14 protein-coding genes are annotated in these 18,206 nt (G+C 31.7%); all 14 read left to right on the top strand.

Translation table 11 applies throughout. The features are described 5' to 3' along the window. Positions 1 to 264: 264 nt before the first annotated feature. The 14 genes from OXH55_RS12185 (at position 265) to OXH55_RS12120 (ending at position 18,159) form a co-directional block, all read left to right on the top strand. On the top strand, positions 265 to 1,257 hold the full coding sequence (locus OXH55_RS12185) for a sugar ABC transporter substrate-binding protein (RefSeq protein ID WP_268050254.1): 993 nt from the start codon (positions 265 to 267) through the stop codon (positions 1,255 to 1,257). Between the two features lie 119 nt (positions 1,258 to 1,376). Further along, a complete protein-coding gene (locus tag OXH55_RS12180; RefSeq protein WP_336296776.1) occupies positions 1,377 to 2,876 on the top strand; it encodes a sugar ABC transporter ATP-binding protein in 1,500 nt (499 codons plus the stop codon). Positions 2,877 to 2,888: 12 nt separating this feature from the next. Next, entirely contained in the window at positions 2,889 to 3,896 is a 1,008-nt protein-coding gene (locus OXH55_RS12175; protein WP_268050253.1) for an ABC transporter permease, read from the top strand. Between the two features lie 87 nt (positions 3,897 to 3,983). Beyond that, the gene (locus OXH55_RS12170; protein WP_268050252.1) at positions 3,984 to 5,015 is read left to right on the top strand and encodes a type II glyceraldehyde-3-phosphate dehydrogenase; all 1,032 of its coding nucleotides are present in this window, start codon (positions 3,984 to 3,986) and stop codon (positions 5,013 to 5,015) included. Next, positions 5,003 to 6,259, top strand: coding sequence for a phosphoglycerate kinase (locus OXH55_RS12165; RefSeq protein WP_268050251.1), 1,257 nt, complete (start codon positions 5,003 to 5,005; stop codon positions 6,257 to 6,259). The genes OXH55_RS12170 and OXH55_RS12165 overlap by 13 nt, the downstream gene beginning before the upstream one ends. Positions 6,260 to 6,361: 102 nt before the next feature. Beyond that, the gene (locus OXH55_RS12160) at positions 6,362 to 7,216 is read left to right on the top strand and encodes a transketolase (protein WP_268050250.1); all 855 of its coding nucleotides are present in this window, start codon (positions 6,362 to 6,364) and stop codon (positions 7,214 to 7,216) included. Then, positions 7,216 to 8,187 (top strand): transketolase family protein, encoded by a 972-nt coding sequence (locus tag OXH55_RS12155; RefSeq protein ID WP_268050249.1) that lies wholly within the window; start codon positions 7,216 to 7,218, stop codon positions 8,185 to 8,187. Before OXH55_RS12160 ends, OXH55_RS12155 begins: the two co-directional genes overlap by 1 nt. A gap of 27 nt (positions 8,188 to 8,214) precedes the next feature. Beyond that, positions 8,215 to 9,012, top strand: a complete 798-nt coding sequence (locus OXH55_RS12150) for a 5-deoxy-glucuronate isomerase (RefSeq protein WP_268050248.1) — start codon at positions 8,215 to 8,217, stop codon at positions 9,010 to 9,012. Between the two features lie 29 nt (positions 9,013 to 9,041). Next, on the top strand, positions 9,042 to 10,904 hold the full coding sequence (gene iolD / locus OXH55_RS12145) for a 3D-(3,5/4)-trihydroxycyclohexane-1,2-dione acylhydrolase (decyclizing) (protein WP_268050247.1): 1,863 nt from the start codon (positions 9,042 to 9,044) through the stop codon (positions 10,902 to 10,904). A 35-nt stretch (positions 10,905 to 10,939) separates the two neighbouring features. Further along, entirely contained in the window at positions 10,940 to 12,016 is a 1,077-nt protein-coding gene (locus tag OXH55_RS12140; protein WP_268050246.1) for a tartrate dehydrogenase, read from the top strand. A gap of 66 nt (positions 12,017 to 12,082) precedes the next feature. Next, positions 12,083 to 12,979, top strand: coding sequence for a myo-inosose-2 dehydratase (iolE, locus tag OXH55_RS12135; protein ID WP_268050245.1), 897 nt, complete (start codon positions 12,083 to 12,085; stop codon positions 12,977 to 12,979). 67 nt (positions 12,980 to 13,046) lie between these two features. Beyond that, complete coding sequence (iolG, locus tag OXH55_RS12130; RefSeq protein WP_268050244.1) at positions 13,047 to 14,060, top strand: inositol 2-dehydrogenase; 1,014 nt, start codon at positions 13,047 to 13,049, stop codon at positions 14,058 to 14,060. Between the two features lie 206 nt (positions 14,061 to 14,266). After that, positions 14,267 to 15,697 carry a glycogen synthase GlgA gene (gene glgA / locus OXH55_RS12125; protein ID WP_268050243.1) on the top strand — a complete coding sequence of 477 codons (1,431 nt, stop codon included), beginning with the start codon at positions 14,267 to 14,269 and terminating at the stop codon, positions 15,695 to 15,697. Between the two features lie 26 nt (positions 15,698 to 15,723). Continuing rightward, a complete protein-coding gene (locus tag OXH55_RS12120) occupies positions 15,724 to 18,159 on the top strand; it encodes a glycogen/starch/alpha-glucan phosphorylase (RefSeq protein WP_268050242.1) in 2,436 nt (811 codons plus the stop codon). Positions 18,160 to 18,206 lie beyond the last annotated feature (47 nt).

The following is an 18,206-nucleotide window of genomic DNA, read 5'->3' as shown; positions in this document are numbered from 1 at the left end:
ATGGTCCGATACAAAATATGATATGTTATGAAAAAAATTACATTTATTAATTATTCTATAAAAAAAGAAAAAATCCTTTTTACTATCTAAAGTTAATTATTAACATAAGATTAAAATATTGTATTGTATGAAAAGGTTTTAATCTTATGTAATTCTTATAAAGTTAATACCAAAAATAAAAAAGGAGGGAATTTTATAAGAGTGTAGCCAAGCTTACTACAAATAATTAAAAAATGAGAAAATATGGATGAGGGGGAGTATTTAATGAAAATTAAGAAAATTTTAGGAACTATTATTATTTCTACTATGCTAGCTTCAGCATTTGTAGGATGTGGAAACAAAAATGCTGCAACTGCTGGTAAAGATGCAGGTGCTGAAAAAAAATCAGAAGAAGTTACTATTGGAGTTGTTTTAAAAACACTTAATAGTGATTATTGGAAATTAGTTCAAGCAGGTGCTTTAGATGGAGCTAAAGAACTAGGTGTAAAAATAGAAGTAATAGGACCTAATGCTGAAACTGATATTATGGGACAAACTTCTATGATGGAAGACCAGATAGTAAAGAATGTATCTGCTCTAGTTATCTCACCATCTCAACCAAGTGCAGCAATAACTTCATTTGATAAAGCTGATGAACAAAAAATACCTGTACTTTTAATAGATACTGATGCTGAATGGGATAAGAAAAAGTCATTTATAGGAACTGGTAATGTTGCTGGTGGAAAAATGGCAGGTAAATATATAGGAGAAAAACTTGAAAAAGGTTCTGAAATTGTTGTTATAAGAGGAGCACTTGGCGATGCTACACATGATCAACGTGTAAATGGAGCAAAAGAAGAAATAGAAGCAGCAGGATTAAAGCTTATAGAGGTTCAACCTGCAGATAGTGATAGAAATAAAGCTATGACAGTAATGGAAAATCTTCTTCAAACACATCCAAATGTAAAAGGCGTATTCTGCTCAAATGATGAAATGGCTTTAGGCGCAGTTAGAGCTCTTAAACAAGCAAACAAAGCAGATGTTGTAGTTGTTGGATTTGATGGTTCTCCAGATGCATTAAAAGCTATTAAAGCAGGAGAACTTACTGCAACAGTTGCACAAAATGCATATAACATGGGTAAAACAGGTGTAGAAGCAGCTGTTAAAGTAGTTAAAGGAGAGAAAATTGATTCAAGAATAGATACTGGAACTAGCTTAATAGATAAAGATAGTGTTGATAAGGCTCAAGAAGATTTAAATAAAATATTAGGTAAGTAGTATAGAGAAGTAGAAATGAAAATCACTTTACAAGTAATTAAGTATATAAATTAAAAAACTTGTAAAGTGATTTATTAGATAAGAAATGCTATTTTAAAGGTAGAAATTGGAGGTGGTTTATGATGAAACAACCACTTATTGAGTTAAAGGGTGTTTCTAAAGTGTTTCCAGGAGTTAAGGCACTTGATTCAATAGATTTGGAAGTACGACCAGGAGAAATTCATGGCTTAATTGGTGAAAATGGGGCTGGAAAATCCACTTTGATAAAGATATTGACTGGTGCATATAAAAATGATGCTGGGAAGATATTTGTAGAAGGAAAAGAAACAGTTATTCAAGGCCCAAAGCATGCTATGCAGCTAGGTATAAATGCTATTTATCAAGAGCTTAATATACTTCCAGATTTAAAGGTTGTTGACAATATATTTATAGGTAGAGAAATTAAGACTAAAAATAAAAAAGGGATGCTTGATGTAAAGAAAATGACTGAAAAAGCAAAGGAAGTGCTTGAAGAGTTAGGACAAGAATTTGATCCTAAAATGAATATTGGTGAACTTGGAATGGGACATCAGCAGATGGTTGAAATAGCTAAATCACTGTGTATAGATACTAAATTATTAATTATGGATGAACCTACTTCAAGTTTAAGTGAAAGAGAAGTAAGAGAATTAATGCGAACAATACAAGGACTAAAAGAAAAAGGAATAGCAATAATTTTTATATCGCATAGACTTCCAGAAATTTTTGAGATTTGCGATAGAGTTACTGTAATGAGAGATGGAAAGAAAATAAAAACTTTAGATGTTGAAGAGTTAACAGAAGATGAATTAATTAAATTAATGGTAGGAAGAAGCTTAGAACAGCAATTTCCTAAAATTAAAACTGAAATTGGAGAAGAAGTATTAAGAGTTGAGAACTTAAAAAGAAACGGTGTTTTTGAAAATATTAGTTTTAGTCTTAGAAAGGGAGAAATATTAGGTATGGCAGGGCTTGTTGGAGCAGGGCGTACAGAGGTTGTTAGAGCAATTTTTGGTGCTGATCCAGTAGATGATGGCAAAGTTTATATTAAAGGTAAGGAAGTTAAGATAAAAACACCAACAGATGCCATGAATAATGGTATAGCATTTTTAACAGAAGACAGAAAAAGTCAAGGATTGATACTTGGGAATACTATAGATTTTAACATGGCTATTAGTTGTTATAAAAAATTTAAAAAGAATGCATTATTAAATTTGAAAGAAATGAAAAAATCAGCAGAGGATAATATTAAAAAATTAAAAATAAGTCCACCAAATCCTTCATTTATGGCAGGACAGTTAAGTGGAGGAAACCAGCAAAAAGTAGTTATAGGTAAATGGCTTAATACAGATGCTGATATATTTATATTTGATGAACCTACTAGAGGTATAGATGTAGGTGCTAAGGTAGAAGTTTATAATATCATGAATAAGCTGGTTTCAGAGGGTGTTGCAGTAATTATGATTTCATCAGAATTACCAGAAGTAATTGGAATGAGTGATAGGGTAGTAGTAATGAGTGAAGGAAAGCTAACTGCTGAAATAAATAGAGAAGATTTGAGTCAAGAAAATATTATGAAGGCTGCTACGGCAAGTAATTAAGGGGGGAATTAAATGCAAAATACTGAAATAAAAAATGAAAGATTTTCAACAGAAAAAAATGGAAATTCAATAAGAGATATTGTTAGTAAATTTGGTCCTTTATTAGGTTTGATATTACTTTGTATAGTTTTAACTATTGCATCTCCTAAATTTCTTACTTTGAAGAATTTAATGAATGTTGCTAGACAATCAGCTATTAATAGCTTAATTGCTTCTGGTATGCTGCTTGCAATATTAACAGCAGGAATCGATCTTTCTGTTGGTTCTATGCTAGCATTGTCAACATGTGTTATGGGGGTAGCTTTAAAAGCAGGACTTAATCCATTTTTAGCTATGCTTTTATGTGTAGGTTGTGGAGCTTTTTTAGGATTAATAAATGGATTATTACTTACTAAATTACACCTTCCACATCCATTTATATCAACTTTAGGTATGAAAAATGTTGCTAGAGGACTTGCACTTATGGTTACAGCAGCATCACCTATATCAGGATTCCCAAAATCAATTCAATTTTTAGGATCTGAATTTTTAGGCCCTGTGCCTGTAAGTTTTCTATTAGTAATAATAGTTTTTGTTGGATATCATATATTTTTAAATAGAACTGCTCAAGGTAGACATATATATGCAGTAGGAAGTAACTCAGAAGCTGCAAGATTATCAGGTGTAAATGTTAGTAAAACATTAATTGTAGTTTATACATTATGCGGTACAATGGCAGGTCTTGCTGGTTTAATATTGGTAGGTAGAGTTAATGCAGCATTCCCACTTGCAGGTCTTGATTTTGACTTAGATGCTATCGCAGCTTGTATTATAGGTGGAGCATCATTTATGGGTGGTTCAGGTACAATTTGGGGAACTTTAATTGGTGCCATGATAATTTCAGTTTTAAGAAATGGTTTAAATCTTTTAGGTGTATCTGCTGACTTACAAACAGTTGCAATTGGTCTTGTTATTATAGGTGCTGTTTATGTAGACGTTTTAAGAAGACGTGCTGAATCAAAAGCAAAGGTTAAAGCTTAATCAAATTAAGTTATATCATCATAGATATTTAAATATGAATTTTATTGAAATTTAAATAAATATATTTTTAGATAGGGGGATTTAACAATGGAAAAAATTAAAGTAGGAGTTGCAGGCTATGGAGTAATTGGACAAAGATTAGCAGATGGTGTAGCTCTTCAAGAGGATATGGAACTTGTAGGAGTTGCTGATGTTGGAGTTACATTACCTGTTAGAGCTTTAAAAGAAAAAGGAATGCCTTATGATTTATATCTTGCTATTCCAGAAAATAGAGAAGCTGTAGAAAAAGAAGGTATACCTGTTTCAGGAACTTTAGAAGACTTAGTTCAGAAGGTAGATATTATGCTTGATGCCACAAGTGCTGGTATAGGAGCTAAAAATAAAGAGGTATATAAGAAATATGGTAAAAAAGCTGTATTTCAAGGAGGAGAAAAGAATAATGTAGCAGATGTATTTTTCCATGGATATGCAAATTATGAAAAAGGTTTAGATAAAGAATTCTTAAAACTTACTTCATGTAATACAACAGGATTAATTAGAGCTGTTGACTGTCTTCATAGAGAAGCAGGGATAGAAAAAGTGGCAATTACAATTATAAGACGTGTTGCTGATCCAGGAGATTATCACAGAGGATTAACAAATGCATTGAAAGTAGATAAGGCTCCAAATCATCAAGCTGTAGATTTGATGACAATTATGCCAGAGGTTCAAGCTACTGGAATTCTAATACATACTCCGGTAACTCATGGTCACATTATTACTGTTGTTGCAACACCAAAAGAAGATATATCAAAGGAAAAAGCTTTAGAATTATTTAGAAATCATCCAAGAATTAGAGTGGTAAGTACCGATGAAGGATTCTTAGGAAATGCTTCCTTATTCAAATATGCAAGAGACTTAGGAAATCCAAGAGGAGATATGTATGAAATAGCTATTTGGGAAGATACAATAGTTAAATCAGGAAAGGATATTATGTTTGCAATTAATATACCACAAGAAGCAGTCGTTATTCCTGAAAATATGGATGCTATAAGAGCAGCTATGGGAATGCAGACTGATAGATTGGAAGCAGTAGCATTGACAAATAAATATTTGGGGATGGGAAAATGGATGAAGTAAGAGTTAATGGAATAAAATCAATTGAAGAAGTGGATTATAGAGGAAAAACGGTCTTAGTAAGACTTGATATAAATTCTCCCATTGATGCTAAAACAAAAAAGATTGTAAGTGAAAATAGGATAGATAAAAGTTTACCTACATTAAATTATTTAATAAATCAAAATGCAAAGATTGCTATTATAGCTCATCAAGGTGATACTTTAGATTATAAAAATTTAATATCACTAAAAGAGCATTCAGAGAAGTTAACAGAAAAGTTAGGAAGAGAAGTTAAGTATGTAGATGATGTTTGCGGCCCTGCAGCACAAGAAGCTGTAAAGAATTTAAGCGAAGGCGAGTTAGTTATCTTAGGAAACTTACGATATCTGACAGAAGAAGTTTCAACCTTTGAAAATGATGTTAAGTTAAAACCATCAGAAATGCTTAACACATATTTAGTAAGAAATCTTGTACCATTAGTAGATTGTTATGTAAATGATGCTTTTGCAGCAGCACATAGAAATGCACCTTCTATGGTAGCATTTCAAGAAATTCTTCCAACAGCAGCGGGACTTCTGATGTTTAAAGAGTTAAGTGCCCTTACTAAAGTAATGGAATCTCCAGATAAACCAGCAGTATTTGTATTGGGAGGGGCAAAGATATCTGATGCTTTTGGCATGATGAAACAAGTTCTAGAGAATGGAACAGCAGATAAGATTCTAGCATCAGGTATAACAGGACATATAATGCTTATGGCAAAAGGATATTCAATAGGGGATGCCAATGAAAAATTTATCAAGGATAGGTCTTTAGATGTATTTATTAAACCGGCAAGGGAATATTTGTCGAAATATTCTGATAAAATAATATTTCCTAGAGACTTAGCCTATGAAAAGAATGGAGAAAGAGAAGAAATATCTATTGATAATTTACCAATAGATGAATTATGTATGGATATAGGACATAAAACAATTGAGATATATGAAGAAGAAATTTTAAAGGCAGGAACTATATTTGTAAATGGACCTTCTGGAGTATATGAGAAAGAATTATTTGAAGATGGAACAAAAGCAATATGGAATGCCATAGCAAAATCAAAAGGATACTCTGTTATAGGGGGAGGGGACACCGTAAGTGCGGCTCAAAAATATGTGGATTTAAGCAATGTAAATTATGTTTGTACTGCAGGCGGTGCAATGGTGAGATTCTTATCAGGAGTAGAAATGCCTTTGATAAAAGCTATGAAAAATGCATATAACAAATAATTTTGCATATAAATTTATGGTGCGAAAATGTGAACAATGGAATAAAAGTATGTAATTCCATTGTTCATACATATTAGTTAATAACTTAGACGGAGGTGTGTAATGAATAACGAAGAAATGGTAAAAGAGTTTGAAAAATTTGCAATAAAAATAAGAATAGAAACTATAAAGGAAGTAGCAGAGCTTGGATTTGGGCATCTTGGAGGTGCAATGTCTATTGTAGATACGTTAGCTGTACTTTATGGTGGTGTTATGAAAATAGATTCTAAAAATCCTAAGTGGGAAGAAAGGGATTGGCTTGTATGTTCAAAAGGACATGCTGGTCCAGCTATATATGCATCACTGGCTATGAAAGGATATTTTCCTATGGAGCAATTAAAAACTTTAAATAAGCCAGGTACAAAGCTTCCAAGCCATTGTGATAGAAATCTTACAACAGGAATAGATATGACAACAGGTTCTCTTGGACAAGGTTCATCAGCAGCTGTAGGTATTGCTCTTGGGCATAAACTAGATAAAAAAGATAATTACACATACTTAGTTCTAGGTGATGGAGAAATACAAGAAGGACAAGTATGGGAAGCCGTTTCATGTGCAGCTCAACAAAAACTTGATAACCTTATAACTTTTGTAGATTATAACAAGCAGCAGCTTGATGGATATTTAAAAGATATTAATGATATGGGGGATATAAAAGCAAAATTTGAAAGCTTCAATTGGCATGCACAAGAAATTGATGGCAGCAGTGTTAAAGAAATATATGAAGCTATTCAGAAGGCAAAAGAAGCTAAAGGTAAGCCTTCAGTAATTGTACTTGATACTGTAAAAGGAGCAGGATGCTGTTTTGCAGAGGGAATTTTAAATAATCACCATATGACAGTAAGTATGGAACAGGCTGAAGAAGCTATAGCTATATTAGAAAAGAAATTAGTTGAACTAGAAGGAGGTGCAGAATAATGAGTGCTGTTTTAGCTAAAGAAATTGTTAAAGAAGAAAAGTTGATGAGAGATGCATATTGTGAAACTTTAATGGAGTTAGCAGAGAAAGATGAGAGAATAGTGGTTCTTGATGCTGACTTGATGAATTCAATGGGAATAACACCTTTTTTAAAGGCTTATCCAGATAGAGCGTTTGATTTAGGAATACAAGAAGCTAATATGATGGGAACAGCAGCAGGACTTTCTATAACAGGGAAAATACCTTTTGCACATACTTTTGCACCTTTTGCAACTAGAAGAGTTTTTGATCAGGTTTTCTTATCATGTGCTTATGCAAAAGCAAATGTTAGGATTATAGGCAGTGACCCAGGAGTAACAGCTGCATACAATGGAGGTACTCATATGCCTTTTGAGGATATGGGAATAATGAGAAATATACCTAACATAACTATTCTAGAAGCTGTAGATACTGTAATGCTAAAAGATTTAGTTAAGCAAACTGCAAATCTTTATGGTGTATTTTATCTTAGACTTCTTAGAAAGAATGCAGTGAAAATTTACGAAGATGGTTCAACTTTTGAAATAGGAAAGGCAGTTCAATTAAAAGATGGAAAGGATGTTACTATAATTTCTACTGGAATTATGGTTGAAGAATCATTAAAGGCTGCTGAGGAGCTTGAACAGGAAGGAATATCTGCAAGAGTTGTTAATATGTTTACATTAAAGCCTATAGATAAGGAAGCTATTATAAATTGTGCTAAGGAGACAGGGGCAATTGTTACCGCTGAAAATCATAGTATAGTTAATGGATTAGGTTCAGCAGTTTCAGAGGTACTTGTTGAAAATGAGCTAGCACCTTTAGAGAGAATTGGAATAAATGATATGTTTGGACAAGTTGGTCCAGTAGATTATTTAAAAGAAACTTATAATTTAACTTCAAAGGATATTATAGAGAAGGTCAAGAGAGTTATAGAGAGAAAGAGTAGATAAAATTTTAAGTGTAAGGGGAGATTTATCATGATGAGAATTAGACAATATGAAGAGTTTAAATGTGGATATACATCTATAACAACGATGGATGAAAAAAAAGATAATACTATGATGGATTTCGGAATTTTAAGATTGTCTAAAAGTCAAATAGAAACTGATTATGAAGAAGAAAAAGAAGCTTCATATTTATTAATAAAAGGTGAAGTAACTCTTGAATGGGGAGAACACAAAGAAACTATCAAGAGAGAATCTTGCTTCGATGAAAATCCTTGGGTTTTACATATTCCTAAAAAAGTACAAGTTAAATTTACAGGAGTGGCTGAAGATACAGAAATATGTGTAACAAAAACTACTAATGATACAGAATTTGAAGCAAAACTTTATACAAAAGAAGATTGTAGAAGTGAAGAGCGTGGTAAAGGAACTATGAAGGAAGCTTCTACAAGAATTGTTAGAACTGTATTTGATTATTCAAATGCAAAACATTCAAACTTAGTTGTAGGGGAAGTTGTAGATCATCCAGGAAAATGGTCAAGTTATCCTCCACATTATCATCCACAACCAGAAATTTATTTCTACAAATTTAATCCAGAAGGTGGATACGGATTTTCAGAGTTAGGTGAAGATGTAGTTAAGGTTAAAAATAATGACACAGTAAAAATACTTAATAATGCTACTCATCCTCAGACAACTGCACCAGGATATGCAATGTATTACATATGGGTTATAAGACATATAGATGGTAATCCATATATTACACCAATATTTTTACCTGAACACTTATGGGTAAATGAAAAAGATGCTAAAATCTGGCCTGATAAATAAAATGTTCGGATTCAATGAGGAGGGGGAATATGGAAACTATTAGATTATCAATGGCTCAAGCTTTAGTTAAATTTTTGGATAATCAATATGTAGAATTAGATGGTAAAGAAAATAAATTTGTAAAAGGTGTATTTTCTATATTTGGACATGGAAATGTAGTTGGTTTGGGACAAGCATTGGAAGAAGATAGTGGAGAGTTAACTGTATATAGAGGAAATAATGAGCAGGGAATGGCTCACACTGCTATTGCTTATGCAAAACAGAAAAATAGAAGAGAAATAATTGCGTGTACATCTTCTATAGGTCCTGGAGCTCTTAATATGGTAACTGCAGCAGGAACAGCAACTGTAAATAGAATTCCATTGCTGCTTCTACCAGGAGACACTTTTGCTTGCAGACAGCCAGATCCAGTTTTGCAGCAAGTAGAGCAATTTAATGATTTTAATGTAACTGCAAATGATGCATTTAAGCCAGTTTCAAGATACTGGGATAGAATTAGCAGACCAGAGCAATTAATGACAGCAGCATTACATGCTATGAGAGTTCTTACAGATCCAGCAGATACTGGGGCAGTTACATTGTGCTTGCCACAAGATGTTCAAGGTGAGGTATATGATTATCCAGTAGAATTCTTTAAAAAGAGAATTCATCATATACAAAGAAGAAAGCCAACAGAGTGGGAAATAGAAAAAGCCGTAGAACTAGTAATGAGAAAGAAAAAACCACTAATCATATGCGGTGGTGGAGTAGTATATTCAGAAGCTTATGCAGAATTAAAAGCTTTTGCTGAAAAATTTAATATTCCATTTGCTGAAACACAAGCAGGTAAGAGTGCCCTTCCATGGAATCATGAACTAAATCTAGGTGGTATGGGAGTTACAGGAACTTTAGCGGCTAATAGGATTGCGAAAGATGCAGATTTAATTATAGGTGTTGGAACAAGATTATCAGACTTTACTACAACATCAAAGTGGGCTTTTAGAAATCCTGATGCAGAGTTTCTTGCAATAAATGTTAATAAATTTGATGCAGTTAAAATGGATTCTGAATTTTTAATTGCAGATGCTAGAGAAGGACTAAAGGCATTAACAGAGATTCTTCAATCAAAAGGATATAAATCATCATATACAAGTGAAATAAAAGAAGTAAAAGAAGAGTGGAATAAGGAAGTAGATAGATTATATTCTATAGAACTTGAAGAAGGTTTATCGCAAACAAGAGTACTTGGAGAGTTAAATAAATCTTTAGGTGACGATGCAATAGTAATTGGTGCATCAGGAAGTCTTCCGGGAGATCTTCAAAGGGTATGGAGACCTGAAAAAACTAAGACTTATCATATGGAATATGGATTCTCATGTATGGGATATGAAGTTGCTGCTACTCTAGGAGCTAAAATGGCAGAGCCTGATAAAGAAACTTATTGTATGGTAGGTGACGGAAGTTATCTAATGCTTCATTCAGAACTTGTAACAAGTATACAAGAAGGCTGCAAAATAAATATATTATTGTTTGATAATGGAGGCTTCCAGTGTATACGTAATTTACAAGATGGTCAAGGAATAGGAATGTTTGCAACAGAACTTCGCTATCGTTCAAAAGAAACAGGAAGACTCACAGGAGAATATGTTCCTATTGATTTTGCAGCAAATGCTAGAAGCTATGGTGTAAAAGCTTATACAGTAACAACAATAGAAGAGTTAAAAGAGGCAATAGAAAATGTTAAGAAAGATACAGTGTCAACTTTAATCCATATAAAAGTACTTCCAAAAACAATGACTGAGGGTTATGAATCATGGTGGAGAGTTGGAGTTCCAGAGGTTGCTAAGAAAGATAGTGTCATAAAAGCAAATCAGGATATTAAAGACCATGTAAAAGAAACTAGAAAATATTAGCCCTTTTAATAAAACGAGAAGAGGTGTAAGGAAAAATGCGTGAATATAAAATTGCAGTTATACCAGGGGATGGAATTGGAAAAGAAGTAATGGACGAGGGAATTAAAGTTCTCAATAAACTATCAAGCTTAAGTGGTGAAGTTGAATTTAAGTTTGATAACTATGATTGGGGATGTGAATATTACTTAAAGCATGGAAAAATGATGGATGAGGATGGTTTAGAGAAGTTAAAGCAATATGATGCTATACTTCTTGGAGCTGTAGGATACCCAGGAGTTCCAGATCATATATCTCTTAGAGACTTACTTTTAAAAATTCGTCAAGGATTTAATCAATATATTAATTTAAGACCTATAAAATTATTACCTAATGTAGAATGTCCTTTGAAAAATAAAGATAGTGATGATATAGATATGGTATTTGTTCGTGAGAACAAAGAAGGTGAATATTCTGGAGTAGGTGGAATACTTAATGAAGGAAAAGAAGATGAAATAGCCATTCAAACATCAGTATTCACTAGAAAAAATACTGAGAAAGTTATGAAGTTTGCCTTTGAGTTTGCTAAGAAGAGAAATAAGCTAAATAAAGTTACTAGTGTTACTAAATCAAATGCATTAAATTACAGTATGGTTTTCTGGGACAAAATTTTTAAAGAAACTTCTGAAGAATATCCAGAAATAAAAACAGAATCATATCATGTGGATGCAACATCTATGTTTATGCTTCAAAGACCTGAAACCTTTGATGTATTTGTAGCTTCAAATCTTTTTGGAGATATTTTAACAGACTTAGGTTCAGTGTTACAAGGTGGTCTTGGTTTTGCTGCAGGAGCTAATATAAATCCTGAAAGAGAATATCCATCTATGTTTGAACCAGTACATGGTTCAGCACCAGATATAGCAGGAAAAGGTTTAGCAAATCCTATAGCAATGATTTGGACAGTTCAAATGATGTTAGACTTCCTTGAAGAAAAAGAATTAAGCGATATGGCTATGGAAGGTATTAAAGAAATATTAAAGGATAAGGAAAGGTTAACTCCTGATTTAGGAGGAAAGGCTACTACATCAGAAGTAGGAGATTTTATGTGTCAAGTATTAGAAAATAGATGTTAATCATAAAAAATTATATTAATAACTGGTTATTGGTATTTGGTTACTAATTAAGAGGGGGATATAAAAATGTTTGATTCAAATAAAGTAAATTTAGGAATAGCACCAATAGCTTGGACTAATGACGATATGCCAGAATTAGGAGCAGAAAATACTTTTGAACAATGTGTAAGCGAAATGGCTCTTGCAGGGTTTACAGGCAGTGAAGTTGGAAATAAATATCCAAGAGATACAAATGTTTTAAAGAGAGCTTTAGAATTAAGAAATATAAAAATTGCTAGTGCATGGTTTAGTTCACTTTTAACAACTGAACCATTACAGGAAACAGTTGATGCATTTATAAAACATAGAGATTTTCTACATGAAATGGGAGCAGAAGTTGTAGTTATATCAGAACAAGGAAACAGTATTCAAGGACAAATGGACACTCCTATTTTTGATAAGAAACCTATATTTACTGACGAAGAATGGGAAAAGTTAGCTAGAGGATTAGAAGAATTAGGAAGATTAGCAGCGGAAAAGGATATGAAAATAGTTTATCATCATCATATGGGTACAGGAGTACAGACTACAGCAGAAATAGATAAGCTTATGGAAATGACTGATCCTAACTTAGTATATCTATTATTTGACAGCGGACATTTAACATTCTCAGGAGAAGATGCAGAAGCTGTTTTGAAAAAATATGTGAACAGAATTAAACATGTTCATTTAAAAGATATAAGAAAAGATGTATTACAAAAAGTTAAAGAGGGAAAAATGAGCTTCTTACAAGGCGTTAAAGATGGGGTGTTTACAGTACCAGGAGATGGAATGATTGATTTCAAACCTTTATTTAACATACTAGAAGAAAATAATTATGAAGGATGGTTTGTAGTAGAAGCAGAACAAGATCCAGCAAAGGCAAATCCTTTAGAATATGCAATGAAAGCAAGAAATTATATTAGAGAAAATACAGGTTTATAAATTTAAAAATAACTTTTAAGGGTTTAGAACTATATATTTTAAATATTAAAAGTAGGGGGAATTGAAAATGGATAAAAAAATTATAGTTGGAGTTATTGGTACAGGAAGAATAGGAAAGCTTCATACCGAAAATATAGTAAATAATTTTAGAAATGTAGAAGTTAAAGCTGTTTCAGATATATATGCTGATAAAGTTAAAGATTGGGCACACAGCCTTGGTATAGAAAATGTTTATGAAGATTACAAACAAATATTAAATGACCCAGAAATCAACACAGTATTAATTTGTTCTTCAACTAATACTCACGCACAAATTACAATAGAAGCTGCTAATGCAGGAAAAAATATTTTCTGTGAAAAACCAATTGATTATAATGTAGAAAAAATTAATGAAGCTTTAGAAGCTGTTAAAAAAGCAGGTGTTAAATTACAAGTTGGATTTAACAGACGTTTTGACCACAATTTTAAGAAGGTTTGTGATTTAGTTAAAGAAGGTAAAATAGGAGATCCTCATATCATTAAAGTTACATCAAGAGACCCAGAAGCACCACCAATTGAATATGTAAAGGTATCTGGTGGAATGCTTCTTGATATGACTATACATGATTTTGATATGGTTAGATATCTTTCAGGAAGTGAAGTTGAAGAAGTATATACAAATGCTGCAGTTCTTGTAGATCCAAAGATAGGAGAAGCTGGAGATATAGATACTGCTATAATAACTTTAAAATTCAAAAATGGAGCAATAGGTGTTATTGACAATAGTAGAAGAGCTGCTTATGGATATGATCAAAGAGTTGAAGTATTTGGCTCTAAAGGAGGCATAACAGTTTCTAACGATAGTGATAGTTCAGCAGTTTTAAGTACAGAAGAAGGTGTTTTCTCAGAAAAACCTAAATACTTCTTCTTGGAAAGATATAAGGATTCATTTATATCAGAAATGAGAGATTTCTTTGATGCTGTAGAAAATAATACAGAGCCTCCAGTTACAGGCATAGATGGATTAAAACCAGTGCTTATAGGACTTGCGGCTACTAAGTCTTATAAAGAAGGAAGACCTATAAAAATAGAAGAAATATAAACACAGTCTAAAATTAAATAAAGGAATGTTTTAAATAAAAATGAACTGAGAAGAAATTCACTGTTCATTTTTATTTTTGTATATGTTACTTGAATTTTTTATTAATTATGAATATAATATGATATAATGATAAAAGGTAAAAAATGTAATATAATTAATAATATTGAAAATATAACATAATATATTATAAGTAGAGGGGGATGTTAATGAAAGTATTATTTGTCGCTTCAGAAGCGTATCCATTCATTAAAACAGGAGGGCTAGGAGATGTAGCTTATGCACTCCCAAAGGCACTTAGAAAACTAGGAATTGATGTAAGAGTAATTTTACCTAAATACAGTTTAATTGATAATAAATATGTTGAAAGAATGGAAAAAATATGTGATTTCGAAGTTCCAGTAGGTTGGAGAAATCAATACTGCGGACTTTTTAGATTAGACCATGATGGAATTCCTTTTTATTTTGTAGATAATAAACGTTACTTTGAAAGAGGAACTGCCTATGGAGATTATGATGATGGAGAAAGATTTACATTCTTTTCAAAGGCAGTTTTAGAATCCATAAGTCATATGTGGGATTTTGTACCAGATATACTTCACTGCAATGACTGGCAAAGTGCTATGTGTATTCCATTATTTAATGAACACTTTAGATGGAGATGGCAATATAAAAATATAAAAACTGTTTTTACAATACACAATTTAAAATATCAAGGAGTTTATGGACCACAAATTTTGAGTGAATTGTTAAACTTAAGTATGGATTTTTATACTGAAGATAAACTAAAGTATTATGATGGTATTTCTTTTATGAAGGGAGGAATTAAGTTTGCAGATGCTGTGTCCACAGTTAGCCCAACTTATGCACAGGAGATAAAAACAGAATACTTTGGAGAAGGACTTCATGGATTATTACAATGTAGAAGCAATGAATTATATGGAATATTGAATGGACTTGATACAGAAATTAATAATCCACAAATAGATCCTAATTTATTTTTTAATTATTGTGAAGATAATTTAGAAAACAAAGCTAAAAATAAGGAAGAACTGCAGAGAATGCTGGGTTTACCTGTCAATAAAGATATACCTATTATAGGAATGGTTACAAGACTTGAAGAACAAAAAGGGTTAGATTTGGTTCACCGAGTTATTGAAGAAATACTTAGAGAGAATATACAGTTTGTAGTTTTAGGAACAGGGGCACAAAAGTATGAAGACATGTTTAAATTTTTTGCATGGAAATATCCAGATAAAATGTCAGCAAACATATATTTTGATGCATCTCTTGCTCAAAAAATATATGCTAGCTCAGATATGTTCTTGATGCCATCTAGGTTTGAACCTTGTGGTATAGGACAGCTTATAGCTTTAAGATATGGAAGTATTCCAATTGTTAGAGAAACAGGTGGACTTAATGATACTGTTCATTCTTATAATGAACTTAATGGGGCAGGAAATGGCTTTACTTTTAAAAGCTTCAATGCTCACGATATGCTTTATACAATAAAAAGAGCTATAGGTTTTTATTGGAATAAGCCAGTATGGGATACACTAGTTAGAAGAGGCATGAAAGAGGACAATAGTTGGGGTAGATCTGCATATGAATACATCAATATGTATAACAAAATAATGTAGAAGTAATTAATTTAGGAGTGAGAAGCATGAATTTGAATAGCGAAACTATAAAAAAAGATTTTAGAAGGAAGCTTATTCACATGTTTTCAGAGGATATTGAGGGGGCTTCAACACTTCATAAATATTTAGCTTTTGGAAGCTTAATAAAAGAATATTGTGCTGAAAACTGGTTAAAAACAAATAAGCAGTACAGACAAAGTGGTAAAAAGCAAGTTTATTATTTTTCTATGGAATTTTTAATAGGAAAGCTTCTTAGGAGTAATTTATTAAATCTTGGTATAGAAAAAGAATGTGAAGAGGCTCTAAAAGAGCTTGGAATTAGTCTTAGTGAACTAGAAGAAGCAGAGATGGATGCTGGATTGGGAAATGGAGGACTAGGAAGATTAGCAGCATGTTTTTTAGATTCTATGGCATCTCTAGGAATTCCAGGTCATGGATGTGGAATAAGGTATAAGTATGGGTTGTTTGAACAAAAGATTGTAGATGGATATCAAGTTGAAATTCCTGATAACTGGCTAAGAGAAGGAAATATATGGGAAACTAGAAAAGATGATAAGGCTATAGTAGTTAAATTTGGTGGAAGAGTAACTCCTATTTTTGAAGAAGGAAAATTAAATTTTAAACATGAGGACTATGATCAGGTTTTAGCTGTTCCTTATGATACTCCTATAATTGGACATAATAATAAAACTGTAAATACTTTAAGATTATGGAGTGCTGAAACAGTAGAGAGTGATAAAGAATTAGATTTTTCATTTTTCAAACATGGTAATTATTCAAAAGCTGTAGAATATAAATCTTCTGTAGAATCTATTTCGCAAGTTTTATATCCAGATGATTCTCAGCTTGAAGGAAAAATTTTAAGATTAAAACAACAGTACTTTTTTGTAAGTGCAGGTATTCAAAGCATATTAAGAAGTTATATGAAGACAAGAAATCCTATAAATGATTTATACAAATATGTAGCTATTCATATTAATGATACCCATCCATCCCTTGCAGTTCCTGAACTTATGAGAATACTAATTGATGAAAAAGGACTTGAGTGGGATGAAGCGTGGAATATAACAACTAAAACTATATCTTACACCAATCATACAATAATGGCAGAAGCACTTGAAAAATGGCCTATAAGTATACTAAAAAATTTATTGCCTAGAATTTTTATGATAATTGAAGAAATAAATAGAAGATTTACAGATAAATTATTTGCTAAGTACCCTAACAATTGGGCAAAAGTAAATAACATGGCTATAATTAATAATGGAAAAATAAGAATGGCTAATCTTGCAATTGTGGGAGGACATTCAATAAATGGAGTTGCAAAACTCCATACTGAAATATTAAAAAGAAGAGAGCTTTCAGACTTCTATGAATTATATCCAGAAAAGTTTAATAATAAAACAAATGGAATAACTCACAGAAGGTGGCTTCTTCAAGCTAATCCAGAACTTGCTAAGCTTATTACTAAAACTATAGGAGATAAATGGATTACACAACCTAAAAGTTTTATAGACTTGTTAAAGTATGCAAAATATTCTTCTTTTCAAGATAAAATATATGAAATTAAAAGAGATAATAAAGTTAAATTTGCAGAACAAGTTAAAAATAAATATGGCATAGTTATTGATCCAGATTCAATTTATGATGTTCAAGTAAAAAGACTTCATGCATATAAAAGACAAATTCTTAATTTGTTTAATATTGTGCATTTATATGATCAACTAAAACAAAATCCTAATTTGGATATTACACCAAGAACATTTATTTTTGCAGCAAAAGCATCTCCAAGTTATTATTTAGCTAAGGAAATAATAAAGTTAATAAATACTGTTGGAAATAAAATCAATAATGATAGGAGAATAAATGATAAGATAAAAGTTATTTTCCTTGAAAACTATAGAGTATCTTTAGCTGAAAAAATAATTCCTTGTGCAGATATTAGTGAGCAAATATCAACTGCTTCAAAAGAAGCTTCAGGTACAGGAAATATGAAGTTTATGATGAATGGAGCAGTAACTATTGCCACTTTGGATGGTGCAAATATAGAAATAAGAGATGCTGTTGGAGATGAAAACATTGTAACCTTTGGTATGACTGCAAAAGAAGTTATGAACTATGAGAAAAACGGAGGTTATTCGTCTAGAGAACTATATGATAAAGATTCTAGACTTCATACAATAGTAAATCAAATAGTAAATGGACATTTTGGAGTTCCAAGTGCTGAATTTAAAAATATATATAATCATTTAATAGAACGTAATGATGAATATTTTATTTTTAAAGATTTTGATTCTTATATTAAAGCACAGGAAAAAATAGATAAACTATATAGAAATAAAACTAAATGGGAGGAAATGTGTATAACTAATATTGCTCATTCAGGCATTTTCTCTAGTGATAATACTATTTCACAATATGCTAGTGGAATATGGAATGCAAGGAGAGTTAATATAAAGTAACAGTTGATAGTGGAGAGTTGAGATATGAGAAAAGAGTGTATAATTTT

This window comes from Clostridium ganghwense (genome assembly GCF_026735165.1).
Taxonomy (GTDB): Bacteria; Bacillota; Clostridia; order Clostridiales; family Clostridiaceae; genus Clostridium_H; species Clostridium_H ganghwense.
Note: the sequence above shows the minus strand (reverse complement) of the source record. Positions and strands in the feature narration are given on the sequence as shown.

Bases quoted from the DNA above. Each gene is read 5' to 3' on its own strand.
- iolD (WP_268050247.1), top strand. From the start codon at position 9,042: ATGGAAACTATTAGATTATCAATGGCTCAAGCTTTAGTTAAATTTTTG.
- OXH55_RS12170 (WP_268050252.1), top strand. From the start codon at position 3,984: ATGGAAAAAATTAAAGTAGGAGTTGCAGGCTATGGAGTAATTGGACAA.
- OXH55_RS12180 (WP_336296776.1), top strand. From the start codon at position 1,377: ATGATGAAACAACCACTTATTGAGTTAAAGGGTGTTTCTAAAGTGTTT.
- iolE (WP_268050245.1), top strand. From the start codon at position 12,083: ATGTTTGATTCAAATAAAGTAAATTTAGGAATAGCACCAATAGCTTGG.
- glgA (WP_268050243.1), top strand. From the start codon at position 14,267: ATGAAAGTATTATTTGTCGCTTCAGAAGCGTATCCATTCATTAAAACA.
- iolG (WP_268050244.1), top strand. From the start codon at position 13,047: ATGGATAAAAAAATTATAGTTGGAGTTATTGGTACAGGAAGAATAGGA.
- OXH55_RS12120 (WP_268050242.1), top strand. From the start codon at position 15,724: ATGAATTTGAATAGCGAAACTATAAAAAAAGATTTTAGAAGGAAGCTT.
- OXH55_RS12175 (WP_268050253.1), top strand. From the start codon at position 2,889: ATGCAAAATACTGAAATAAAAAATGAAAGATTTTCAACAGAAAAAAAT.
- OXH55_RS12155 (WP_268050249.1), top strand. From the start codon at position 7,216: ATGAGTGCTGTTTTAGCTAAAGAAATTGTTAAAGAAGAAAAGTTGATG.
- OXH55_RS12150 (WP_268050248.1), top strand. From the start codon at position 8,215: ATGATGAGAATTAGACAATATGAAGAGTTTAAATGTGGATATACATCT.
- OXH55_RS12140 (WP_268050246.1), top strand. From the start codon at position 10,940: ATGCGTGAATATAAAATTGCAGTTATACCAGGGGATGGAATTGGAAAA.
- OXH55_RS12160 (WP_268050250.1), top strand. From the start codon at position 6,362: ATGAATAACGAAGAAATGGTAAAAGAGTTTGAAAAATTTGCAATAAAA.
- OXH55_RS12185 (WP_268050254.1), top strand. From the start codon at position 265: ATGAAAATTAAGAAAATTTTAGGAACTATTATTATTTCTACTATGCTA.
- OXH55_RS12165 (WP_268050251.1), top strand. From the start codon at position 5,003: ATGGATGAAGTAAGAGTTAATGGAATAAAATCAATTGAAGAAGTGGAT.